Annotated in this window: 20 protein-coding genes; 7 read left to right on the forward strand and 13 right to left on the reverse strand. The window is 62.8% G+C overall.

Annotated elements, in window-relative coordinates; all coding sequences use genetic code 11:
- Nucleotides 1-84 precede the first annotated feature (84 nt).
- Complete coding sequence (locus tag ACZ5R1_RS07075; protein WP_464712954.1) at nt 85-915, forward strand: IclR family transcriptional regulator; 831 nt, start codon at nt 85-87, stop codon at nt 913-915.
- Here the strand turns inward: ACZ5R1_RS07075 and ACZ5R1_RS07080 are convergent.
- Nucleotides 912-1,379 (reverse strand): RNA methyltransferase, encoded by a 468-nt coding sequence (locus tag ACZ5R1_RS07080; RefSeq protein WP_007160503.1) that lies wholly within the window; start codon nt 1,377-1,379, stop codon nt 912-914. The genes ACZ5R1_RS07075 and ACZ5R1_RS07080 overlap by 4 nt on opposite strands.
- Nucleotides 1,380-1,476: 97 nt before the next feature.
- Here ACZ5R1_RS07080 and ACZ5R1_RS07085 point away from each other — a divergent pair, with 97 nt between their 5' ends.
- Complete coding sequence (locus tag ACZ5R1_RS07085) at nt 1,477-2,220, forward strand: class I SAM-dependent DNA methyltransferase (protein WP_464712955.1); 744 nt, start codon at nt 1,477-1,479, stop codon at nt 2,218-2,220.
- 6 nt (nt 2,221-2,226) lie between these two features.
- Here ACZ5R1_RS07085 and ACZ5R1_RS07090 read toward each other — a convergent pair whose 3' ends face one another.
- Nucleotides 2,227-2,985, reverse strand: a complete 759-nt coding sequence (locus ACZ5R1_RS07090; RefSeq protein WP_464712956.1) for an SDR family NAD(P)-dependent oxidoreductase — start codon at nt 2,983-2,985, stop codon at nt 2,227-2,229.
- 176 nt (nt 2,986-3,161) lie between these two features.
- On the opposite strand from ACZ5R1_RS07090, the gene ACZ5R1_RS07095 reads away from it, so the two are divergent.
- Nucleotides 3,162-4,040: a LysR family transcriptional regulator gene (locus tag ACZ5R1_RS07095; protein WP_464712957.1), complete on the forward strand. Its 879-nt coding sequence runs from the start codon at nt 3,162-3,164 to the stop codon at nt 4,038-4,040.
- A gap of 72 nt (nt 4,041-4,112) precedes the next feature.
- Here the strand turns inward: ACZ5R1_RS07095 and ACZ5R1_RS07100 are convergent, their stop codons facing one another.
- The 8 genes from ACZ5R1_RS07100 to ACZ5R1_RS07135 all read right to left on the reverse strand — a co-directional run bounded on the left by ACZ5R1_RS07100 (nt 4,113) and on the right by ACZ5R1_RS07135 (nt 14,856).
- Nucleotides 4,113-4,937: a hypothetical protein gene (locus ACZ5R1_RS07100; protein ID WP_464712958.1), complete on the reverse strand. Its 825-nt coding sequence runs from the start codon at nt 4,935-4,937 to the stop codon at nt 4,113-4,115.
- A 305-nt stretch (nt 4,938-5,242) separates the two neighbouring features.
- Nucleotides 5,243-5,509 carry a GNAT family N-acetyltransferase gene (locus ACZ5R1_RS07105; protein ID WP_464712959.1) on the reverse strand — a complete coding sequence of 89 codons (267 nt, stop codon included), beginning with the start codon at nt 5,507-5,509 and terminating at the stop codon, nt 5,243-5,245.
- A 48-nt stretch (nt 5,510-5,557) separates the two neighbouring features.
- On the reverse strand, nt 5,558-6,691 hold the full coding sequence (locus tag ACZ5R1_RS07110) for a GGDEF domain-containing protein (protein ID WP_464712960.1): 1,134 nt from the start codon (nt 6,689-6,691) through the stop codon (nt 5,558-5,560).
- Between the two features lie 191 nt (nt 6,692-6,882).
- Complete coding sequence (locus tag ACZ5R1_RS07115) at nt 6,883-7,929, reverse strand: hypothetical protein (protein ID WP_464712961.1); 1,047 nt, start codon at nt 7,927-7,929, stop codon at nt 6,883-6,885.
- Nucleotides 7,930-8,091: 162 nt separating this feature from the next.
- Nucleotides 8,092-9,159 carry a ParA family protein gene (locus ACZ5R1_RS07120; protein ID WP_464712962.1) on the reverse strand — a complete coding sequence of 356 codons (1,068 nt, stop codon included), beginning with the start codon at nt 9,157-9,159 and terminating at the stop codon, nt 8,092-8,094.
- Nucleotides 9,160-9,224: 65 nt separating this feature from the next.
- Nucleotides 9,225-10,475 (reverse strand): ribonucleotide-diphosphate reductase subunit beta, encoded by a 1,251-nt coding sequence (locus ACZ5R1_RS07125; protein WP_017641969.1) that lies wholly within the window; start codon nt 10,473-10,475, stop codon nt 9,225-9,227.
- A gap of 116 nt (nt 10,476-10,591) precedes the next feature.
- A complete protein-coding gene (locus ACZ5R1_RS07130) occupies nt 10,592-13,507 on the reverse strand; it encodes a ribonucleoside-diphosphate reductase subunit alpha (RefSeq protein WP_044340963.1) in 2,916 nt (971 codons plus the stop codon).
- 608 nt (nt 13,508-14,115) lie between these two features.
- A complete protein-coding gene (locus ACZ5R1_RS07135) occupies nt 14,116-14,856 on the reverse strand; it encodes a 4'-phosphopantetheinyl transferase family protein (protein ID WP_074584340.1) in 741 nt (246 codons plus the stop codon).
- Between the two features lie 377 nt (nt 14,857-15,233).
- On the opposite strand from ACZ5R1_RS07135, the gene ACZ5R1_RS07140 reads away from it, so the two are divergent.
- Nucleotides 15,234-16,583, forward strand: a complete 1,350-nt coding sequence (locus ACZ5R1_RS07140) for a dicarboxylate/amino acid:cation symporter (protein ID WP_027598064.1) — start codon at nt 15,234-15,236, stop codon at nt 16,581-16,583.
- A gap of 414 nt (nt 16,584-16,997) precedes the next feature.
- On the opposite strand, the gene ACZ5R1_RS07145 is transcribed toward ACZ5R1_RS07140, so the two are convergent.
- The 3 genes from ACZ5R1_RS07145 to fabA all read right to left on the reverse strand — a co-directional run bounded on the left by ACZ5R1_RS07145 (nt 16,998) and on the right by fabA (nt 20,210).
- Nucleotides 16,998-18,212: a sugar MFS transporter gene (locus ACZ5R1_RS07145; protein ID WP_027601621.1), complete on the reverse strand. Its 1,215-nt coding sequence runs from the start codon at nt 18,210-18,212 to the stop codon at nt 16,998-17,000.
- Between the two features lie 253 nt (nt 18,213-18,465).
- Nucleotides 18,466-19,683, reverse strand: coding sequence for a beta-ketoacyl-ACP synthase I (gene fabB, locus ACZ5R1_RS07150; protein WP_027598063.1), 1,218 nt, complete (start codon nt 19,681-19,683; stop codon nt 18,466-18,468).
- Between the two features lie 11 nt (nt 19,684-19,694).
- The gene (gene fabA, locus ACZ5R1_RS07155; RefSeq protein WP_007160484.1) at nt 19,695-20,210 is read right to left on the reverse strand and encodes a 3-hydroxyacyl-[acyl-carrier-protein] dehydratase FabA; all 516 of its coding nucleotides are present in this window, start codon (nt 20,208-20,210) and stop codon (nt 19,695-19,697) included.
- Between the two features lie 376 nt (nt 20,211-20,586).
- Between fabA and ACZ5R1_RS07160 the strand changes: the two genes are divergently transcribed.
- From ACZ5R1_RS07160 to sixA, 3 genes are read left to right on the forward strand one after another with little or no spacing between them, the layout of a single operon-like run.
- Complete coding sequence (locus tag ACZ5R1_RS07160; RefSeq protein WP_464712963.1) at nt 20,587-21,609, forward strand: NAD(P)H-dependent glycerol-3-phosphate dehydrogenase; 1,023 nt, start codon at nt 20,587-20,589, stop codon at nt 21,607-21,609.
- Nucleotides 21,610-21,640: 31 nt separating this feature from the next.
- Entirely contained in the window at nt 21,641-21,940 is a 300-nt protein-coding gene (locus ACZ5R1_RS07165; RefSeq protein ID WP_007160482.1) for a DUF4389 domain-containing protein, read from the forward strand.
- Nucleotides 21,937-22,392 carry a phosphohistidine phosphatase SixA gene (sixA, locus tag ACZ5R1_RS07170; protein ID WP_042132878.1) on the forward strand — a complete coding sequence of 152 codons (456 nt, stop codon included), beginning with the start codon at nt 21,937-21,939 and terminating at the stop codon, nt 22,390-22,392. The genes ACZ5R1_RS07165 and sixA overlap by 4 nt, the downstream gene beginning before the upstream one ends.
- The last annotated feature ends 15 nt before the right edge of the window (nt 22,393-22,407 follow it).

Genomic DNA, 22,407 nt, shown 5'->3' on the forward strand with positions numbered 1-22,407 from the left:
AGGATGCAGGACAAGCAGGTTTTTCACTGAATGAACTCTTTTTTCGGATTTATTCATTCAGTGAAATATTTCGGAGTAGTGCCGATGGAAGATTCCATTGAAAGAAAGGCAGCGGCAGCTGAGCCAGGCGTCGGCGCCATTAGCCGGGTGTTCGCCGTGGTGCGCGCCCTGGGCGAGGGGGATCCCGAAGGGGAAAAGGTCACCCGCCTGGCCGAGCGCGTGGGCCTGTCGCAACCCACCACCCACCGGCTGCTGCGCGGCCTGGTGGAAGAGGGCATGGTCGAGCAGTGCGCCCGCAGCAAGAGATACCGCCTGAGCCTGGACTTCTTCGCCCTGGCGGCCCGGGCCGGCCAGGTCGGCAACCTGCGCGACCTGGCGCGGCCGAGTCTGCTGCGGCTGTCGGCGTCCCTCGGCGATTCGCTGTTCCTGCTGGCGCGCAGCGGCTTCGACGCCATGTGCCTGGATCGTAGCGAAGGGCCCTATCCGATCCGCACCTTCACCGGCGACATCGGCGGTCGCGTGCCCCTGGGCGGTGGCCAGGGCGCCTTGGCGATCCTGGCCTTCCTGCCCGAGGAAGAGCGCGAAGAGGTGATCCGCTACAACCTGCCGCGGCTGCGCGACGCCCATCATTACGACGAGGTGCTGCTGCGCGCCGAGATCGACAACGTCCGCCAGCAGGGCTACGCCGCGCGCAACACCGGGGTGCTGGCCGGCATGGCGGGCCTCGCCGTGCCCATCCTCGACCGCAACGGCCGGGCAATGGCGGCCCTGAGCGTGGGCACCCTCAGCGAACGCCTCAACGCCCAGCGCCTGCCCACGGTGATCGAACTGCTCCGCCGCGAAGCCGGGGTGATCGCCGCGCGCATCAACCCCTTCGATCCGGTCTTGCGCCGGCCGACCCAGGGGTTTGGTTAAAAAAGCGGACCGGAGCGGGTGTTATTACCCTTCGCCAGGCGGTCATAGAGCACCACGTTGACCGTGGCCGCCAGATTCATGCAGCCCTGGGTGGGGATGTACACCACGTCTTCGCACCAGTCGCGCAGCTCCTGGCTCAGGGAGCCGTCCTCGGCGCCGAACAGGTAGAGGGCGCGATCGGGATGGGTGTACTCGGGCAACGGTCGGGCGCCATCCACCAGCTCCACCGCCACTGGCACGCAACCCAGCGGCAGGATGCGGCGCAGGTCGTCGATGTTGATCAGCGGGATGTCCTGGTGGACCTTCTTGGTGTCGGTGACGAAGTCCTTGGCGCGATCGTAGCGGGTGCCGGTATAGAACACCGAGGCCACTCCATAGCAACCCGCCGCCCTCATGATGGAGCCGACGTTGGACGGCGACTTGGGGTTGCTCAGGCCGATGCAGGCGTATCTCTTGTTGCTCACGTCAGGGGACTCTCGGGAAAACCGCCAGTATAAAGGCTCGACCGTCGCGAAAACCGACTAAGATGCGCGCCCGCGTCTCCCGCCCCGAGCCCCTGCGATGTCCGCCACCGCCCTCTACACCGACCTGTCGGCCTACTACGACCTGCTCTGCGCCGACATCGACTACCAGGCGCAGAGCCAGGCGGTGCTGCGCCTGCAGCGGCTGTTCGGCAACGGCGGCAGCCGTCACCTGGACCTCGCCTGCGGCACCGGTCCCCATGTGCGGCATTTTCTCGATGCCGGCTTCCAGAGCAGCGGGCTGGACCTCAATCCGCCGATGCTGGCCCAGGCCGCGCTGCGCTGCCCCGAGGCCCAGTTCTCCTGCCAGGACATGTGCGCCTTCGAGCTGGAGCAGCCGGTCGATCTGATCACCTGCTTTCTCTACTCCCTGCATTACAGCGGCAGCCTCGCACGGCTCCAGGCGTGCCTGGTGCGGGTCCAGGCGGCCCTGACCCCGGGCGGCCTGTTCTGCTTCAACGCCGTCGACAAGCGCCGCATCGACAATGGCTCCAGCGTCGGCCACAGCGTCGCGCGGGCCGAGGGCCACTTCAGCTTCGCCTCCGCCTGGCACTACCCGGGCGAGGGCGAGCACCAGCAACTCCGTCTGCGCATCGAACGCCGTCACGCCGGCCAGCAGCAGACCTGGCAGGACGAACACCCCATGGTGGCGGTGGCCTTCCCCGAATTGCTGGCCCTGCTGGAACCGCACTTCGAGGTCCAGGTGCTGGAGCACGACTACCAGCGCATCGAACCCTGGGCCGGTGAGGCGGGCAATGCGCTGTTCGTCTGCGTCAAACGCTAGAGGGTGTTAGTGGGCATGGGCATGCATCCCGCCATCCACCGCGATCACATCACCGGTGAGGTAGCGCGCCAGCGGTGAGGCGAGAAAGGCCACCACCTGGCCCACGTCTTCCGGCTCGCCGAAATAGCCGATGGGAATGTGCCGGGCGATAAAGGCCTGGCGCGCCTCGGGCGTCGGGTGCAGCCGCTGCAGGATCTGCTCGGAATTGATCCGCCCCGGGGCGATGGTGTTGACCGTGATGCCCTCGGCCGCCAGTTGACTCGCCAGCCCCTTGGACCAGAACTGGATGGCCGCCTTGGCCGCCCCGGCGCCGTTCACGTCCCGCGGCTCCATGCTGCCGCTGAAATTGACGATGCGTCCCCAGCGCCTTTCGTGCATCCCGCCCAGCAGCGCCTGGGTCAGGCGGCGGGTCGCGGTGAAGTTGAGATTCCAGGCTTCGTCCCAGGCCGCATCGTCCGCCGTTATCGAAAGCGGTCTTGTGCCGCCGGCGTTATTGACCAGGATATCCACCCGACCCAGCCCGTCCTCGGCTTCCCGCGCCAGGCGCTGGACGTCTGCGGCGTCGGTGATATCCGCGGCGATCACCAGCGGCCGGGCATGACCCGCCGCCACGATCTCCTCGGCCAGGGCCTCCAGGGCGTCCCGCCGCCGCGCGGTGATCGCCAGTCGAACGCCTTCGGCCGCCAGGACGCGGGCGATGCCCGTGCCTATGCCCATGCTCGCGCCGGTCACCAGGGCGGTACGGTCGTGCAGTTGCAGATCCATGATCGATTCTCCACTTCAGGGTCGTAGGGTGGAAAACGGCGCAGCCTTTTCCACGGGTTTGGCTGAGTGCAGCGAAGCCCAACACTTCGCCACCTCACCCACGCCACTAGCCTCAACCACCACCCAGATGAGATAAACACCCTCCCAGTGCGAGGATTCCTTAGCAGGAGTGTGGAATGGATCTGCTCGACAGCATGCAGGTGTTCGTCGCCGTGGTGGAGCGCGGCAGCCTGGCCGCGGCGGCCCAGGCCCAGGGCATCTCGCCGACCATGGCCGGCAATCACCTGCGCAGCCTGGAAAAGCGCCTGGGCCTGCAACTGCTGGTGCGCACCACCCGGCGCCAGCGCCTGACCGCCTTTGGCGAGGGCTACTACGCCCGCTGCCGCGAGATTCTCGCCCTGGTCGCCGACACCGACCGCCAGGCCGAAACCCAGCGCCTGGCACCCGCCGGCATCCTGCGCGTGTCGGCGCCGGTGTCCTTCGGCACCTACGGCCTCACGCCACGGCTGGGCGACTATCTGGCGCGGCATCCCCAGGTCACCCTCGATCTGGTGCTGAGCGACCGGGTCCAGGACCTGGTGGAGGAGGGTATCGACATCGCCATCCGCATCGGCGAACTGGCCGATTCCTCCCTGGTGGCGCGACCCCTGGCGCCCTATGTGATGTGGTGCTGCGCCGCGCCCGGCTATCTCGCCCAACGCGGCACGCCCGAGCGACTGGCCGATCTGGAGGCCCACGACTGCCTCGGCATGGACCCTCGCGCCCTGAGCCAATGGCGCGCCCAGACCGGCACCCCCTTCGGCCCGCTGCCACCCGGTCGCTTGCACCTCAGCAACGGCCCCGCCCTGCGCCTCGCCGCTCTGCAGGGCCTCGGCGTCATCCTGCAGCCGGCCTTCCTGCTGCAGGATGACGTCGCCGCCGGCAATCTGGTCCGCCTCTTCCAGGGCCAGGAACTCACCCGCCCCCTGACCGCGCTCTATCCCCAGACGAGATGGCGCTCGGTGACGGTGAGGAGCTTCGTGGAATTCCTGTTAACGGAGTTCGCTGACTCGTAATGTGGGACCGGTGTAGTCCTTCTACTTACTTGGTAAGTTAATGCTGGGAGCCGGTATGCGAGATATTAAGATTTAATCTTGAGGTTTGGATTTTATTTCTTCTTCATAGGTTATGGTTTTTTCGTTATCGGTATAGGTGTACCGTTTGGGGCTTGTTTTTTCAACCAAAAAGAATTTGTCTTTTGACGAGAGTAGTATGTTGGCTTGCGCATTGTAAATTTTTGATGAGAAATGCAAAGGCTTTTCCTCCATGATTTTTTCGTATCTGAAGATTCCTGAGTAGAAGGAAAATACCAATGCAAGGCCGGTTCCGCTTCTTATTAGCAGTTGGGCTAGCTGTTTTCTAAATCTAACCCTCTTTTTGTCGGAGATCCTTCGTATTGTTTCAATGGGATTTCGGTTCAGAAAGCCTGCTTTAAAGACTACTGAGGTTATAATGGCTGAGATTATTAACCAAGATGTGCTTCCGATTCCGTTTAAGCTTATTTTGAAATAGGAAAAGTTTAGGGTAAATAGGAGGGCAATAATTAAGATTAACCAGTAAGAAAAATTTTCGAGCTTTGAGTTCTCTTTGAAAGCTCTTATGCCGAATTTGTTAAACTTTCCAGGCCAGTGTCGTCGTAATCTAAGCGATAGTACAGCAAGCGCTGAGGTTTCTGAAGATACAACTTGAGATAGCGAAAACGCTATGACACGTGACATGGTCAGGCTTAATGTCGCATAGAATACGAAAGTAAGTATAAAGTCTGCGAGGAATTTCTCAGCTATTACGCTAAGCATCTCAAATGGTATATGCATCAGGAACCCTAGGTAGTGGGCTGATGCCGCTGACAGCATTAGTGCTATAAGGCTTAACAGATTTTTCAGGTCTGGCACATGTGTTTTGGGTCTTTTCATATGTGGATGTTTGCCAGTGGGTGGTCAGTTTCGTTAGTCTTCATAATGGATTACATCAGGCTGTTCTTTTTAGCCGCTATGGAATGCTAGAGCTTTTCCTGCTGGCTTAACTAGCAAAGCACACAAGCTGCCTCTCCATAAATATACTTAACGGATCATCTAGATACCCACCAAAAGGCCCGCGTCGTTCGTAACCCGCTGCCCCGTACAAAGCCAATGCCTCGGGTTGGCAAGGACCGGTCTCCAGCATCGCTCGCTCGCAGCCCGTCTTAACCGCCTCAGCCTACAGCCGGGCGAGCAAACGCCTACCCAATCCCTGCCCGCGCCCCCCCGGGCCTCACATACATCCGCTTGATCTCGCCATAGCCGTCCTGCAGCACCATGGCCCCACAGCCCAGGGCAGTGCCGCTATCATCCCGGGCGACCAGGAACAGCACGTTCGGCTGCATGAGCGACGTCAGATCCAGGGCATGACGACTCTCGGGCGGATAGAGGCCGTCCTGATAGGCGTCCAGTTCGGCGATCAGGGCGATCACCTCGGGTTGGTCGGGGGATTCGAGGGCGATGGTCATGGCGGCTCCGGTCAGGCGATCGCCCAAGCCTAAGCCATCAGCGGGGCCTTATCCCAGGCTCATCCGCAATCCATCCCGCCCGCCGCGCTTGGCGGCGTAGAGGGCACCATCCCCGCGTTCCAGCAGGGCCGCCAGACTTTCCGGCGGCTGATCGAACAGCACGGCGCCGATGCTCAGGGTGACGGGCTCGGGCGTCCGCAGGCGCTGCGCCGCCAGCTGGTTGAAGCGCTGGCGCAGGGTGTCTGCCAAACGCACGACATCCGCATCCGCCGCCTCGCCCAGCAGCACCACGAATTCATCACCTCCCAGCCGGGCGGCCAGCGCCTGGCGGGGCAAGGTAGTGCGCAGCAGGTCGCTCAGGGCGATCAGCAGGCCGTCACCGGCCGCGTGGCCATGGAGGTCGTTCACCAGCTTGAAGTTGTCCAGATCGATCAGCAGCAGGGCGCCGGGTCGAGCCGGTGTCGCCTGGCCGAACAGTCGCGGCGCCTCGGCTTCCAGCGCGCGGCGGTTATAGAGGCCGGTCAGGGGATCGCTGCCGGCCAGGCGCTCGATATGCTGCTCGCGGCGATAGCGCACCGTGCCGGTCATCGACAGGGCGATCAGCATCACCGCCATCACCCCCTCCACCAGGGAGATCTGGATGATGGCGCCGCGATAGACCGCCAGATCGATCAGGGTGCCGGGGGTGAGCGGCGGAATCATCTTGATCAGGTAGAAGAGGCCATGGATCAGCAGCACCGCACGCAGTTGCCGTTCTCCGGCATTGCGCCGCCGCAGCATCAGGCTCGCCCGTATCGCCAGGACGCCGATCAGGAACGACTGCACCACCAGCATCACCTTGGACCACCAGGGCTCGTTGGGCAGCAGCAACAACCCCAGCCAGACGGCGGCCATGGCCCACCAGCCCAGACTCAGCCGGCGCCCGGTGAAGCGCGCCACGCCGAGCAGAAAGAGCCCATGCACGAAGATCAGCAGCCCATTGGCGAACCAGATGCCCACCAGCAGCAGCCCCTGGCTGCGCAACAGCGCCAGGATGCAACCCACGCTGATGAGCGCAAAACCCAGGCTCCAGTACAGCAGCGCCGACTCGCGCACCGACCGCCACTCGATGGCCAGATAGCCCGCCGCGGCAGCCGCCAGGGCGATGGTGAGGGTCAGCATGGTGGGGGCATCGAGTGCCATGGGCGAATCGGACCTGTCTGAATACGAGAAGGGCGCTCCCTGCCTGGGACGAGCGCCCGCCAAAGCGGAGCCGCACCGCAGTCTTATCGACACGGCAGGCGCGGGCTTGAGGCAGAGGATTGCGCGCCATGATGACGGGCAGATAACGCTAATTCAAACCTGACCTTTGGTGGGCCTAGGCGGCACGCCAGTTACTGGGGCTTCACCAGCGCCCGAATCGCCGCCGCCGGCAAGCGCGCCGTGCTGCCATCCGCCAGCCGCAGGACGAAGGCCTCGCCCAGCGACCAGACCACCTGTACCTCCTTGAGCACGCACTGGTCATCGGTGGGCAGCACCCTGGCCTGATCCTTGGTGCAATAGGAGGTATCGAGCACGATCGCCTTGGCCTGGTAATTACCCAGCCCCAGCGTCTTGACCATGGTCTCGGGCAGGGTGGTGAGCACACCGCTATAGCCGGCCAGAAAGAGGGCGAAGAACAGCGAAAACATCATCGCCGCCTTCCAGCCAGCGATGAACAGCATGGAAGTCATGGTCGTGACGAAGGCAATGATGAAGGGGGCGATGGCCAGAGCGCCCCACTTGAGCAGCGGCTGCCAATCGCTCACCAGTGGATAGGCCTGCGCCAGCATCCAGAAGATGAACAGGCCGACGACCATCGTCGGCAGGTAAGCCTCCCAGACGAACTTCAGGAAGCTGAAGCGGCGCAAGTCGAACAGCCCCTGAATGGCCATGCCCGCCAGTAGCGTGATGGCGATGGGCGCTAGGAAGGCAACGCTGAGGAACAGCTCAGGATCGACCAGGAGAATGGCCGCATCGCTGAACCCTGCCAGCAGATAGGGCACGAAGAACACCAGCGTCATCAACAGCATGATCTTGCGAAAGCGCCCCTCGCCGCGATAGGGCAGGGCGTAGGTGATGTCTTCCTTGATCGCCGCCGTATTGATGAAGCGGTAATAGACCCAGGCCCCAGGCAGAAAGAGCGCGGCAACGAAGGCGCCTATGGTCAGGAAGCCCAGGCAGGCTGCCGCCAGCAGCAGCGACGAAAACTGGAAGAGATCGAAGCTGGGATAGAAGTGATTGCGGGCGAAATAGGCCAGGAACATCCCGAAGCCCAGGGCCGGCGGCAGTACTTTTGCCAGCAACGAAGCATGACGCCGCAGGAAGGTGCCGGAGAACTCAAGGATGAAATCGAAGACGGCATCCGTGTCGGTCGCGGGTTGGTCGGTCCAGCGGGGCATGAGTCGTCCTTGAGTGAAAATACCTCTTGTTTTAAAAGAGTTTCGATCTAACAGGAAAATTTAGTGAGGGTTGATTCTAATCGTATTTATAGGGTGCAAGCTTGATCTGGTAGATGGCACAGGGTGAGCAACGCGCTTGATCACCCCGTGCTGCGTGGCACTTTAAATGTGTGCAATAACGTCGCTGACTGCTGCCATGCACTCATCTACGCGATCAGCATTCACCTTTACCTGAGTTCCGTGGACTGAGTGATAGCCTTGAGATAGCTTAGATAACGGCTTCCCTAAATGGGCTGCAACTACCCCTGCGGTATTGAAATCCCTTAATGCGACAGAATACTGATCACGAAATTCTTGAATTGTTGAGGCCGATTTTGCTCTGGGTGTAAAGTAAGAAGGGTGGCTTGAGTAAGCTGTGAGAAGTGTGTCAGCAGTCGCATCTGACAATGCCATAAACGCAGTGGCGGCACCATCGTATTGAGTGAGCCGATTTCCAACTATTGTGTGTATGGTCGGTATGTTAATGCCGTGGCGTTGTGCTTGAGCTGCATAAGTCCAAGAGCCATATATGGGATGGGGTGGGGTCTGGCCATGCAGTAGAATAAACATTGCGTTGGTTGCAACGCGCGATGAGTCGTCTGCGTTAACAGGTGTTATTATTCTATCGGCGGCTGAAATTGCTAATTCTGTATAAATTGAGAAGCTTGGATTTGTGTCTATGAATATCATCCAGTCTTTCTCTGAATCATTAGAAAGATTTCTAATTAATTCTTTGAATATGAGGTGTATCCATTTCCAAGGTTGTACTGTTGGGGTAAGTGCTGGTGCTGCAGCTGCCCCTGAAATAGCAGGAGCCATTGGCTCTAGATTGCCATCGCCACATAGTAAGAATACATTTTTTTCTATATTCTTGTTGAAGTCACTTACGTTAACAAGGAAGTCGTCTGGAGAAGGTAGGGTGGCTCCTGAGCCTCGTGATATTACTTGGCTCAGATAGCCTACAACTGTTCTTGGGGTTGCTTCACTACAAAGATTAAGTGTGTTTGTCTCGCCGATAGTGCCGCCCCCAAGTAGCATCATGCTGGAATTGGATTGTGGGCAAAGATCTATAACCAGCACATTTCGATCTGGGTGTTCCTCAGCATAAGCAGTTGCGAGGTGGAAAGTGATAGTGCTTTTTCCAACTCCACCCTTGTTATTCCATATCGCATAGCTGTTGATGAGAGACATCGAATTTCCTGTTGTGTAAGGTCTTTTAGGGGCGGTTTTACTTTCTTCGGCTTCTAACTTTATAATCAATCCCAGCTCAACGCCCCACCGGTCTGATACTCGATCACGCGGGTCTCGAAGAAGTTCTTCTCCTTCTTGAGGTCCATGATCTCGCTCATCCAGGGGAAGGGGTTGGTGGCGCCCGGGTATTCTTCCTTGAGGCCGATCTGGGTCAGGCGGCGGTTGGCGATGAATTTGAGGTAGTCCTCCATCATCGCCGCGTTCATGCCCAGCACGCCGCGGGGCATGGTGTCGCGGGCGTATTCGATCTCCAGCTGGGTGCCCTGGAGGATCATCTGGGTGGCTTCGTCCTTCATCTGGGCATCCCAGAGGCTCGGGTTCTCGATCTTGATCTGGTTGATCATGTCGATGCCGAAGTTCAGGTGCATGGACTCGTCACGCAGGATGTACTGGAACTGCTCGGCGGTGCCGGTCATCTTGTTGCGGCGGCCCATGGAGAGGATCTGGGTGAAGCCACAGTAGAAGAAGATGCCTTCCAGTACGCAGTAGTAGGCGATCAGGTTCTTGAGGAACTGGCGATCGGTCTCCGGCGTGCCGGTCTTGAACTCGGGGTCGGAGATGGAGCGGGTGTACTTCAGGCCCCAACTCGCCTTCTTCGCGACGCTCGGGATCTCGTGGTACATGTTGAAGATCTCGCCTTCATCCATGCCCAGCGACTCGATGCAGTACTGGTAGGCGTGGGTGTGGATCGCCTCTTCGAAGGCCTGGCGCAGGATGTACTGGCGGCACTCGGGGTTGGTGATCAGGCGGTAGACGGCCAGCACCAGGTTGTTGGCGACCAGGGAGTCGGCGGTGGAGAAGAAGCCGAGGTTGCGCTTGACGATGCGGCGCTCGTCCTCGGTGAGGCCGTCCGCGCTCTTCCAGGTCGCGATGTCGGCGTTCATGTTCACTTCCTGGGGCATCCAGTGGTTGGCGCAACCATCCAGGTACTTCTGCCAGGCCCAGTCGTACTTGAAGGGTACGAGCTGGTTGAGGTCGGCGCGGGCGTTGATCATCTGCTTGTCGCCGACGTGCACGCGGGCGGAGGAGCCTTCCAGGTCGTCCAGGCCTTCCTGGATGTCCAGCTCGTTCAGCGCGGCCTTGGCGCGGGCCACGGCATCGGAGTCATCGGCGGACAGGGCGCGGGCGTCGTGGACCAGGGCATCGCCCTCGGAGTCCAGGCGCTCGGTCTGGGCGGGGGCCTGCTGGCCGGCGGCCTGGGCGGGCTTGGCGGGGGTGGCGTCGTCGTCTTTGTCGAATTCTTCCCAGTTCAGCATGGGATGTCTCCTGGGTGGCTGTGTGGTGGGGGCGGGGCGGTGGGGCCCTCACCCTAGCCCTCTCCCCGAGGGAGAGGGGATAAGAGCAGCCCTCTGCTAAGAGAGGGCTTGATTACTTACTGGCAGGCTTCGCACTCGGGATCGTCGAGGCTGCAGGCCTTGGGCACCGGAGCCGGTGCCGCGGCGGGCGCCGCTTCGACCTTCTGCGCCGGGGCGGGCGCGGCGCTGGCCTGGACGCCGGTGATGGGGTCGGCGCTCACGGCGTTCAGCTTGCCGGTGTTGATGGTGGACTTCTCGGTGCTGGTGGCGGCCAGGGCACGGAGGTAGTAGGTGGTCTTCAGACCGCGGAACCAGGCCATGCGGTAGGTCACGTCGAGCTTCTTGCCCGAGGCGCCGGCGATGTACAGGTTCAGCGACTGGGCCTGGTCGATCCACTTCTGGCGACGGCTGGCGGCCTCGACGATCCACTTGGTCTCCACTTCGAAGGCGGTGGCGTACAGGTCCTTCAGATCCTGCGGGATGCGCTCGATCTGCTGCACGGAGCCGTCGTAGTACTTGAGGTCGTTGACCATCACCGAGTCCCACAGGCCGCGGGCCTTGAGGTCGCGTACCAGATAGGGGTTGATGACGGTGAATTCGCCCGAGAGGTTCGACTTCACATAGAGGTTCTGGTAGGTCGGCTCGATCGACTGGGACACGCCGGTGATGTTGGCGATGGTCGCGGTCGGCGCGATGGCCATGATGTTGGAGTTGCGGATGCCCTTCTTGGCACGCTCGCGCAGCGGGGCCCAGTCCAGGGTCTCGGACAGGTCGACCTCGATGTACTTGGCGCCGCGCTCTTCGATCAGGCGCTTCTCGGAGTCGATCGGCAGGATGCCCTGGGACCACAGCGAACCCTGGAAGCTGGAGTAGCTGCCACGCTCTTCGGCCAGGTCACAGGAAGCCTGGATGGCGTAGTAGCTGATCACTTCCATGGAGGTGTCGGCGAACTGCACGGCGGCATCCGAACCGTAGGCGATGTGCTGCAGGTACAGCGCATCCTGGAAGCCCATGATGCCCATGCCGACCGGACGGTGCTTGAGGTTGGAGTTCTCCGCCTGGGGCACCGAGTAGTAGTTGATGTCGATGACGTTGTCGAGCATGCGCACGGCGGTCTTGACGGTGCGGGCGACCTTGGCGGTGTCCAGCTTGCCGTCGACGATGTGGTTCACCAGGTTCACCGAACCCAGGTTGCACACGGCGATCTCGTCCTTGTTGGTGTTCAGGGTGATCTCGGTGCAGAGGTTGGAGCTGTGCACCACGCCCACGTGCTGCTGCGGGCTGCGCAGGTTGCACGGATCCTTGAAGGTCAGCCACGGGTGGCCGGTCTCGAACAGCATCGACAGCATCTTGCGCCAGAGGTCCTTGGCCTTGATGGTCTTGTGCAGCTTGAGCTTGCCGTACTCGGTCAGGGCTTCGTAGTACTCGTAGCGTTCTTCGAAGGCCTTGCCGTAGAGGTCGTGCAGATCGGGCACGTCGGCGGGGGAGAACAGGGTCCAGTTGCCGTCCTCGAAGACACGCTTCATGAACAGGTCGGGGATCCAGTTGGCGGTGTTCATGTCGTGGGTACGACGACGGTCGTCACCGGTGTTCTTGCGCAGCTCGAGGAATTCCTCGATATCCAGGTGCCAGGTTTCCAGATAGGCGCAGACCGCGCCCTTGCGCTTGCCGCCCTGGTTGACCGCCACGGCGGTGTCGTTGACCACCTTGAGGAAGGGCACGACGCCCTGGCTCTTGCCGTTGGTGCCCTTGATGTAGGAGCCCAGCGCACGTACCGGGGTCCAGTCGTTGCCCAGGCCGCCGGCGAACTTCGACAGCATGGCGTTATCGTGGATGGCGCCATAGATGCCGGACAGGTCGTCGGGCACGGTGGTCAGGTAGCAGCTGGACAGCTGCGGACGCAGGGTGCCGGCGTTGAATAGCGTCGGGGTGGACGCCATGTAGTCGAAGCTGGCCAGCAGGTTGTAGAACTCGATGGCGCGGGCTTCCTTGTCCTTTTCCATGTGCGCCAGGCCCATGGCCACGCGCATGAAGAACAGCTGCGGCAGCTCGAAGCGGGTGCCGTGGCTGTGCAGGAAGTAGCGGTCGTACAGGGTCTGCAGACCCAGGTAGGTGAATTGCTGGTCGCGCTCGTGATCGATGGCGGCGCCCAGCTTGGCCAGGTCGAAGGTGGCCAGTTTCGGGTCCAGCAGCTCCAGCTCCACGCCCTTGGCGACGTAGGCGGGCAGGGCCTTGGCGTAGAGGTCGGCCATCTCGTGGTGAGTGGCGGACTCGGCCACGCCGAGGAAGCTCAGGCCTTCGGCGCGCAGGCTGTCCAGCAGCAGGCGGGCGGTGACGTAGGAGTAGTTGGGCTCGCGCTCGACCAGGGTGCGGGCGGTCATCACCAGGGCGGTGTTGACGTCCTTCTCGGCCACGCCGTCGTACAGGTTCTTCAGGGTTTCCTTCTGGATCAGCTCGCCGTTCACCTCTTCGAGGCCTTCGCAGGCTTCGCTGATGATGGTGTTCAGGCGGCCCATGTCCAGCGGCTGGGTGGTGCCGTCGGCCTTGGTCACGCGGATGCTCGGGTGCGGCTCGGCGATGTCGCTGGCGGCGCCCTGCTTGCGCTCCTGGCTGCGGGCTTCACGGTAGATCACGTAGCTGCGGGCGACCTTCTGCTCACCGGCGCGCATCAGGGCCAGTTCGACCTGGTCCTGGATCTCTTCGATGTGGATGGTGCCACCGGAGGGCATGCGGCGCTTGAAGGTGCTGCTGACCTGGTCGGTGAGCTGCTTGACGGTGGTGTGGATGCGCGAGGAGGCCGCGGCGGTACCGCCTTCCACGGCGAGGAAAGCCTTGCTGATGGCCACGGTGATCTTGTCGTCGGTGTAGGGGACGACGGTACCGTTGCGCTTGATGACGCGCAGTTGACCGGGGGCGGTGGCGCCCAGGTCCTGGCTGGCATCTTGCGCCGGGCGGCCCTGCTGGGCTTGCTCGCGGGTCAGGTCGGTGTGCATGCGGAACTCCCTTGATCGGAAAGAGGGGATCGTCGGCAAGCCGGCGATCCGGAAGAGTGTCGGCCCGTGGGCCTGCGCGACGACTGCCTGTCGCGCCATTACCAATGAAGATTCCAACGAAAAGCCGTACCAGCGCCGATTCCCGCAGGAGCCGGCGTTCGGGGTCAGGGACCCTGGAAATTCATAATTCGGGCGACAGGATAAGCCCTCCTCGTTAGGGAAGACAGTCTTGACAGAGGGGTGTTTCGCCGTCCCAAGGCATACCGACGAACTGCTATATATGGTGGTGCGGTGCTGCAAGGGCCACTAGATGTCGCGTTTGTCACGTTTCCGGCTGTGGATAAGACGTGGATAAGCTGTTCGGGACTGGGGGGTATCCTGGGGGTGGTGCCCAGCCAGTGCGCGTGGAGGCTAGGATCAGAGCGAAGTGGTCAAATAACGTACAACGTGACTGGGCGGGTGAGACAAAAGCGTCACGGGATATACCGGTTCGCTATGAGTATTTTCTCCACCATAAGAAAACGTTCGATAGCCGCTGCGACGTTCTGCCCCGGCCAGCGTTTGTGCACCCGATCGACCGGACGACCCTTTCTCTATATAGGAGAGCCTCAGCGACGGGGCGCGATCAGCGTGAGCAACCGCCGTTCTTCGTCCAGGCGGTAGTGACCGCGCAGTGAGGTCCCGGCGGACCAGCGCGGCGACAACTCGATCAGCAGCCGAATATCGAAGGTCCCGCCGGGATCGGTGCCAAGGATCTCGGCATCCTGGAAGAAGAACATCTGCCCGACCTGGGGATGCAGCGCCTTGAACAGACTCTCCTTGGCGGAGAAGGCCAGGGTGATGGCAAAGGCCTGCTGCTCTTCGTCCAGCGCCTGCACGCTTTCCCGTTCGGCCGGGGTGAGGATCTGGTCGGCCAGACGCAGGGCCTTGGCCGGTTCGAGCAGGGTTTCCACATCCAGGCCGAGACCCAGGTAGTCCTGGGCGCTGCCCACCGCCGCGGCTGCCCAGCCGTGACTGTGGGTGATGGCGCCGACCCAGCCGGCGGGCCAGGCGGGGCCACGATCCTCGCGGCGATGACCGGGTACCGCCGGCGCGCCACTGAGCTGCCGCAGGGCCTCGCGGGCGCAGAGACGCCCGGCCAGGTATTCGGCCTGGCGCTTGGCCACGGCGCGACGGATGTTGTCCGGCGGCAGGGCGCCCAGGCGCAGGGCGTCGCGCTCGAAGCTCACCTGGGCGGGATCGAAGCGGCAGTGCAGCAGGGCCAGGGCGTCGAACTCCTCCGCCAGCGGCGGCAGCGGCGCGGGCGCTGTGCAGCAGCCGGGCAGGTCGGTAGGGGGCAGGGCGGGCATCTCGGCCGGATACTCCTCGAAGGCGGCAACGGATCAGGGCAGGCGCCGCTGGAAAGGCGCGCAAAGGATAGCCGACTACCGACGGCGACTGGCGGAAAACCGCCTCGCGCGGTGGGGGATTTCCGCCCCTTTTCGTCGGGTGGCGGGGTTCCGCCCACCGCTGACAACTAGACTTTCGACTGAAAGGTGCATGAAAGCTGGCCCTTTGATTGCGCACCAAGAAGTGGAACGGCGATTGCTTATATCCAGCCAGATACTGGTGTCACCGTCGCGCGGCCGCCAGGTCCACAACAAAAAGCTCTCAGGATGAGAGAGCCAACTTCAGTCAGGTGCCCACTCAGACAGGACGTCAGGTAGTGGCCACAAGGGAAAGAGCCATGACAGCAACCGTCGACACAACAACAACTACCACAGCTCCCGCGCCCAAGCGTCCCGTCAAGCAGCCGCTCTACAAGAGTCTCTATTTCCAGGTGATCGTGGCGATCGTCCTGGGTGTGCTGCTCGGCCACTTCTATCCCCAGACCGGCGCTGCCATGAAGCCGCTGGGTGACGGTTTCATCAAGCTGATCAAGATGGTCATCGCGCCCATCATCTTCTGCACCGTGGTGACCGGTATCGCCGGCATGCAGAACATGAAGGCCGTGGGCAAGACCGGCGGCATGGCGCTGCTGTACTTCGAGATCTTCTCCACCATCGCGCTGCTGATCGGCCTGATCGTGGTCAACGTCGTCCAGCCGGGCGCCGGCATGAACGTCGACGTCAGCACCCTGGACACCAAGGGCATCGCTGCCTACGCCGCGGCTGGCGAGAAGCAGAGCACCATCGACTTCCTGATGAACATCATCCCGTCGACGGTCGTCAACGCCTTCGCCACCGGTGAGATCCTGCAGGTCCTGTTCTTCGCCGTGCTGTTCGGCTATGCCCTGCATCGCCTGGGCGAGACCGGTCAACTGGTGTTCAACTTCATCGACCGCATCTCCCACGTCTTCTTCAACATCATCAACGTCATCATGAAGCTCGCCCCCATCGGCGCCTTCGGTGCCATGGCGTTCACCATCGGCAAATACGGCGTCGGCACCCTGGTGCAGCTGGGCTACCTGATGGCCTGCTTCTACATCACCTGCCTGCTGTTCGTGCTGGTGGTGCTGGGTGCCGTGGCGCGCATGCACGGCTTCAGCATCCTCAAGTTCATCAAGTACATCCGTGAAGAACTGCTGATCGTGCTGGGTACCTCGTCTTCCGAGTCCGCCCTGCCGCGCATGCTGACCAAGATGCAGAAGCTGGGCGCCGAGAAGTCGGTGGTCGGCCTGGTGATCCCCACCGGCTACTCCTTCAACCTCGACGGTACCTCCATCTACCTGACCATGGCTGCGGTGTTCATCGCCCAGGCCACCAACACCCAGATGGACATCACCCACCAGATCACCCTGCTGCTGGTGCTGCTGATCTCCTCCAAGGGCGCTGCAGGCGTCACCGGTAGCGGCTTCATCGTGCTGGCCGCCACCCTGTCCGCCGTCGGTCACGTACCGGTCGCCGGCCTGGCGCTGATCCTGGGTATCGACCGTTTCATGTCCGAAGCCCGCGCCCTGACCAACCTGGTCGGCAACGGCGTGGCCTCCATCGTGGTCGCCAAGTGGTGCGGCCAGCTGGACGAGCAGACCCTGAAGACCGAACTCGCTCGCGGCCCGAACGCCGTCGAAGTCGAGGAAGCTCGCCAGCCTGCCTGAGCCTGACGCGAGGGCCGCGCCTGGAGCGGTCCCTGCGGTAACGACAAGACGCCCGTATCGAAAGATACGGGCGTTTTCTTTTGCCTGGGATCTGGCCGGAGCAGGGTGGCCGCGCCGCGTCAGACCGTAAGGTCAGGCCCTTCGATTGGTAGGTATGGGAGAGCCCTCCCGGCCGTCTTGGCTACGCCGAGAGCGAAGGGCAAGGCAGGGCCCTCCAGACGGCCTCTGCCGATGCTGCATGGCGAAAGGTGCGGGGATGGCGCAGGGTGGGTCAGATCGCGCGTGCAGGGTTGTACAGCCCGCTATCCGGCAGGTGTGCAGGTCAGTCGGTCAGGCGGGAGATAAGGAGGGAGGAGAGCGGAGGGGTAGCGGAAGGGACGAAGCGCTGGCAGGCCGCCAGCGCTTCGGGGTGGATCAGCGACGCAGGGTGGGGCGATAGCCCATTACGCCGTAGAACAGGATGTAGAGGTAGCAGACCAGCGGGATCAGGAAGGAGGGCAGCAGGCCGATGGTGTCGGCGAAGTAGCCCTGGATGGCCGGCACCAGTGCGCCACCGACGATACCCATGCACAGCAGGCCCGAACCCTTGGAGGTGAACTTGCCCAGGCCCTTGAGCGCCAGGGAGAAGATGGTCGGGAACATGATGGAGTTGAAAAAGCCGATGGCCAGCAGCGCCCACATGGCGACCTTGCCACCCTGCAGCACGGCCACGGCCAGCAGCACGCCAATGGCGATGGCGTTGAAGGTCAGCACCAGGTTCGGCCGCACCTTGGTCATGATCACGCCGCCGATGAAGCGACCGACCATGGCGCCACCCCAGTACAGAGACAGGTACTTGGCGGCGGTGGCGGCGTTCAGGCCGGCCACGTCCGGGCTTTCCATCAGGCTCACCAGGTAGCTGCCGATGGACACTTCCGCACCCACGTACATGAAGATGCCGACCACGCCGAGCAGCAGATGGCGATAGGCCCAGACGCTGTTGGCGGTCAGGGCGTTCTCGTCGGTGGCGTTGTCCTGCTCGGTGTCCTTGATCTGCGGCAGGCGGAAGAGGCCGATGATCACCGCCAGGGCGACCAGCATGCCGGCCAGGATCAGGTAGGGCAGCTGCACCGAATGGGCGGCGGAGTCTTCACCGACCAGCGCCAGAATGGTCACCGCGCCCACCAGCGGGCCGACGGTGGTACCCAGGGAGTTGAAGGCCTGGGTCAGGTTGAGGCGCGAAGCCGCGGTTTCCGGCTTGCCGAGGATGGTGACGTAGGGGTTCGCCGCCACCTGCAGCACGGTGATACCGGCCGCCAGCACGAACAGGGCGGTCAGGAAGAAGCCGTAGGAGTGGGCTCCGGCGGCGGGGTAGAACAGCACGCAACCAACGCCGGCGGTGAGCAGGCCGACGATGATGCCCTTCTTGTAGCCCAGGCTTTCCACCAGGCGACCGGCCGGGAAGGAGACGATGAAGTAGGCGGTGAAGAAGCAGAACTGGATCAGCGAGGCCTGCAGATAGCTGAGGGTGAAGACCGCCTTGAGGTGGGGAATCAGGATGTCGTTCAGCGAGGTGATCAGACCCCACATGAAGAACAGCATGGTGAGGACGATCAAGGGTCCGCGGTAGCTCTGGTTTTGATTGTGCATTGGGGCTCCATGGGTACAACAGTTTCTTGTTTCTGCCCGCTAGTTCGGACAGCGCTGTCTATGGCGGCTGCGCAGGTACAGCGAAGCGGCGCGAGATTAAGCTATTCGTGCTGCTGAATCCATTCTTCCTGGAGGTTCGCAGGCGAAGTGCCGGCGCCTTCGACCGCGGGGCCCGTGCCCGGTTCAGCGGGGCAGGGAGCAGAAATGAAAAACGGCGCCAGAGGCGCCGTTTGGGTCACACAAGCGAGGGCTATCAGCCCTGCCAGCGCTTGAGTACCAGGGTGGCGTTGGTGCCGCCGAAACCGAAGCTGTTGCTCATGATGAGGTCCAGCTTCGCGTTTTCCTTGGTCTCGCGCAGGATCGGCAGGTCGGCGACTTCCGGATCCAGTTCGTCGATGTTGGCCGAACCGGCGATGAAGTTGCCTTCCATCATCAGCATGCAGTAGATGGCCTCATGTACACCGGCAGCGCCCAGGGAGTGGCCCGACAGGCTCTTGGTGGAGCTGATGGCCGGAGCCTTGTCGCCGAACACGGCGCGCACGCCCTTGATCTCGGCCACGTCGCCCACCGGGGTGGAGGTGCCGTGGGTGTTCAGGTAGTCGATCTCGCCGTCGACGGTGGACAGCGCCTGCTGCATGCAGCGGATTGCGCCTTCGCCGCTCGGGGCGACCATGTCGTAGCCGTCGGAGGTCGCGCCGTAGCCGACGATCTCGGCATAGATCTTGGCGCCGCGGGCCAGGGCGTGTTCGAGCTCCTCGACCACCACCATGCCGCCGCCGCCAGCGATGACGAAGCCGTCACGCTTGCTGTCGTAGGCACGGGAAGCTTTTTCCGGCGTCTCGTTGTAGTCGCTGGAGAGCGCGCCCATGGCATCGAACAGCATGCTCTGGGTCCAGTGCTCTTCCTCGCCGCCACCGGCGAAGACCACGTCCTGCTTGCCGAGCTGGATCTGCTCCATGGCCAGGCCGATGCAGTGGGCGCTGGTGGCGCAGGCCGAGGCCACGGAGTAGTTCAGGCCCTTGATCTTGAAGGGGGTGGCCAGGCAGGCGGAGACCGTGCTGCTCATGGTCCGGGTCACGCGGTAGGGACCGACGCGCTTGACGCCCTTCTCGCGCAGGATGTCCAGGGCTTCCATCTGGTTGAAGGTGGAAGCGCCACCGGAACCGGCGATCAGGCCGGTGCGGGGGTTGGAGACCTGCTCTTCGGACAGACCGGAGTCCTTGATCGCCTGCTCCATCGCCAGGTAGGCGTAGGCGGCGGCATCGCCGACGAAGCGCTTGACCTTGCGGTCGATCAATTCTTCGAGGTTCAGGTCGATGGAACCGGAAACCTGGCTGCGCAGACCCATCTCGGCATATTCCGGATTGTGACGGATGCCGGCACGACCCGCGCGCAGGTTGGCGGAAACGGTGTCTTTATCATTGCCCAGGCACGAAACGATACCCAGACCGGTAATGACGACGCGACGCATGCGAAAAGCCCTTAGAAGCTATCGGTGGAAGTGAACAGGCCGACGCGCAGACCTTCGGCGGAGTAGATCTCGCGGCCGTCCACGCTAACGGTGCCATCGGCGATGGCCAGAATCAGCGACCTGTTGATGGTGCGTTTGATATGGATATTGTAGGTGACCTTCTTGGCGGTCGGCAGTACCTGGCCGAAGAACTTCACTTCGCCAGAGCCCAGGGCGCGACCGCGACCCGGATTGCCCTGCCAGCCAAGGTAGAAACCGACCAGCTGCCACATGGCATCCAGGCCCAGGCAGCCCGGCATCACCGGGTCACCCTCGAAATGGCAACCGAAGAACCAGAGGTCGGGACGGATATCGAGTTCCGCCACCAGTTCGCCCTTGCCGTATTTCCCGCCTACCTCACTGATATGCGTGATCCGATCGATCATCAGCATGTTCGGTGCGGGCAATTGGGCATTGCCCGGACCGAAGAGCTCGCCACGGCTGCAGCGCAGCAAGTCTTCGTAGGTAAAGGCGTGTTGTTTGGTCATGCAAGCTCCTGTAGCTGGCCTAGGTCCAGGCTCTGGCGACTCCGAAGGTCGCTCTGGGTATGGCTTCGTGTAGCAGTAGACTGCCGGGGCATCGGGAAAGTCACAGGCCAGCGCCCCGCTCGTTAACGGACCATTGTGCACTTTTCGCAGTCAATTCTCCATCCTGGGCTCCCGCTCGGGGTCGCGCGCGCCCTGGGGCGACGCGGCGGGCAGTACCGGGAAAGGGGTGTTTGCCACCCTAGATAAGTATTCCTCGGGCGTTTTCAATACCGTTCGGCCGATACGCGGCAGACCGTGAACCGGCCCTGAGGCCGGCGCGCGGCTACCGTATACTGAGCGACGAGGCCGCGCGATCGCGGTGAAGCCGAGAGTTTCGATGACAGTCCAATCCCCCATCGCCGTCCTGGGCGGCGGCAGCTTCGGTACCGCCCTGGCCAATCTGGTCGCCGAGAACGGGCTGCCGGTGCGCCTGTGGATGCGCGATCCGCAACAGGCCGAGACCATCCGCCGCGAGCGCGAGAATCCGCGCTATCTGAAGGGTATCAAGGTGCACGCCGCGGTCGAGGCCACCAGTGACCTGCAGGGCGCCATCCAGAGCTGCGAGCTGATCCTGGTGGCCCTGCCGTCGAGCGCGCTGCGCCAGGCCCTGGCACCCATCGCCCGGCAACTGGAAGGGCGTTTCCTCGTCAGCACCACCAAGGGCATCGAGGCGCATTCCTTCATGCTGATGAGCGAGATCCTCGCGGAAATCGTACCGCGGGCGCGCATCGGCATCATCTCCGGGCCCAACCTCGCCCGCGAGATCGCCGAGCACCAGCTCACCGCCACCGTGGTGGCGAGCGAGGACGAGGAGGTGTGCCGGCGGGTCCAGGCGGCGCTGCACGGCCGCACCTTCCGCGTCTATGCCAGTGCCGACCGTCTCGGCGTGGAGCTGGCCGGCGCCCTGAAGAACGTCTACGCCATCATCGCCGGCATGGCCGCGGCCCTGGCGATGGGCGAGAACACCCGCAGCATGCTGATCACCCGGGCCCTGGCCGAGATGACCCGCTTCGCCGTGCAGCGCGGCGCCAATCCCATCACCTACCTGGGCCTGGCCGGGGTAGGGGACCTGATCGTGACCTGCTCGTCGGAGAAGAGCCGCAACTACCGAGTCGGCCATGCCCTGGGGCGAGGATTGACCCTGGACGAGGCGGTGGCCCAGATCGGCGAGACCGCGGAAGGCGTCAATACCCTGCGCGTGCTCAAGGAAAAAGCGGACGAGCTGGGCGTCTACATGCCCCTGGTCAACGGCCTCTATGCGATCCTGTTCGAGGGCCGCAGCCTGGGGCAGGTGATCGAGGCCCTGATGGGCGGCGAGCCCAAGACCGATGTGGATGTGGCGGACGCCCCCTTCAATTGAGCCGCTACACTGTCTGAAAAGAGGAATTCCCATGTCCCAACCCGAACATTCCCGCGAGCTGCTAGGCCTGCGCCTGATCTGGATGCTGCTGTTCCTGTTCGTCTGGCTGGGTGCGCAGTACGTGCTGGCGGTAGTGGTGCTGGTGCAACTGGTGGTGCGCCTGATCAAGGGCGAAGCCAATCCCGGTTTGACCGCCTTTGGCGCGGCCCTGGGCAGCTATCTGGCGCAGATCGTCCGCTTCGGCACCTTCGCCAGCGAAGTGAAGCCCTGGCCCTTCGCCGACTGGCCGGCCACTGAGCAACCCGACGACCGCTCCGCCACCGCGCCATGAAGCTCTGGCTGCTGCGGCATGGCGAAGCCGAGGCGCGGGCGCCCAGTGATGAGGTGCGCGAGCTGACCGCTACCGGTCGCGCCGAGGTGCTGCGCAGCGCCCTGCAGCTCAAGGGTGCCAAGTTGCAGCTCATCCTCGCCAGTCCCTATGTGCGCGCGCAGCAGACGGCGGCCCTGGTGCAACAGCAGCTGGGCTGGCCGGGCGAGTTGCGCAGCGTTTCCTGGGCCACGCCCGACGGCGAGCCGGAACGCGCCCTGGCGGAGCTGGCGCGACTGGAGGTGGAGGAGCTGCTGCTGGTGACCCACAATCCCTTCGTCGGTGAACTGGCCGGCTGGTTGCTGCACGGTCATCGGCAGGCGCCGGTGCCCATGAGTACCGCGTCCCTGCTGTGCCTGGAGGCGCCGCTGCCCCTGGCCGGCGGTTTCGATCTGGTCAGTCGCTTCCACGGCTGACGTCCTTGCAAGGAA

This window comes from Pseudomonas sp. Pso3, assembly GCF_055393275.1.

Coding starts and splice junctions, on each gene's coding strand:
- ACZ5R1_RS07160 (WP_464712963.1), top strand. CDS start 20,587: ATGACAGTCCAATCCCCCATCGCCGTCCTGGGCGGCGGCAGCTTCGGT.
- ACZ5R1_RS07130 (WP_044340963.1), bottom strand. CDS start 13,507: ATGCACACCGACCTGACCCGCGAGCAAGCCCAGCAGGGCCGCCCGGCG.
- ACZ5R1_RS07085 (WP_464712955.1), top strand. CDS start 1,477: ATGTCCGCCACCGCCCTCTACACCGACCTGTCGGCCTACTACGACCTG.
- ACZ5R1_RS07105 (WP_464712959.1), bottom strand. CDS start 5,509: ATGACCATCGCCCTCGAATCCCCCGACCAACCCGAGGTGATCGCCCTG.
- ACZ5R1_RS07120 (WP_464712962.1), bottom strand. CDS start 9,159: ATGTCTCTCATCAACAGCTATGCGATATGGAATAACAAGGGTGGAGTT.
- sixA (WP_042132878.1), top strand. CDS start 21,937: ATGAAGCTCTGGCTGCTGCGGCATGGCGAAGCCGAGGCGCGGGCGCCC.
- ACZ5R1_RS07125 (WP_017641969.1), bottom strand. CDS start 10,475: ATGCTGAACTGGGAAGAATTCGACAAAGACGACGACGCCACCCCCGCC.
- ACZ5R1_RS07115 (WP_464712961.1), bottom strand. CDS start 7,929: ATGCCCCGCTGGACCGACCAACCCGCGACCGACACGGATGCCGTCTTC.
- ACZ5R1_RS07075 (WP_464712954.1), top strand. CDS start 85: ATGGAAGATTCCATTGAAAGAAAGGCAGCGGCAGCTGAGCCAGGCGTC.
- ACZ5R1_RS07090 (WP_464712956.1), bottom strand. CDS start 2,985: ATGGATCTGCAACTGCACGACCGTACCGCCCTGGTGACCGGCGCGAGC.
- ACZ5R1_RS07100 (WP_464712958.1), bottom strand. CDS start 4,937: ATGAAAAGACCCAAAACACATGTGCCAGACCTGAAAAATCTGTTAAGC.
- ACZ5R1_RS07095 (WP_464712957.1), top strand. CDS start 3,162: ATGGATCTGCTCGACAGCATGCAGGTGTTCGTCGCCGTGGTGGAGCGC.
- ACZ5R1_RS07135 (WP_074584340.1), bottom strand. CDS start 14,856: ATGCCCGCCCTGCCCCCTACCGACCTGCCCGGCTGCTGCACAGCGCCC.
- fabB (WP_027598063.1), bottom strand. CDS start 19,683: ATGCGTCGCGTCGTCATTACCGGTCTGGGTATCGTTTCGTGCCTGGGC.
- ACZ5R1_RS07145 (WP_027601621.1), bottom strand. CDS start 18,212: ATGCACAATCAAAACCAGAGCTACCGCGGACCCTTGATCGTCCTCACC.
- fabA (WP_007160484.1), bottom strand. CDS start 20,210: ATGACCAAACAACACGCCTTTACCTACGAAGACTTGCTGCGCTGCAGC.
- ACZ5R1_RS07110 (WP_464712960.1), bottom strand. CDS start 6,691: ATGGCACTCGATGCCCCCACCATGCTGACCCTCACCATCGCCCTGGCG.
- ACZ5R1_RS07165 (WP_007160482.1), top strand. CDS start 21,641: ATGTCCCAACCCGAACATTCCCGCGAGCTGCTAGGCCTGCGCCTGATC.
- ACZ5R1_RS07140 (WP_027598064.1), top strand. CDS start 15,234: ATGACAGCAACCGTCGACACAACAACAACTACCACAGCTCCCGCGCCC.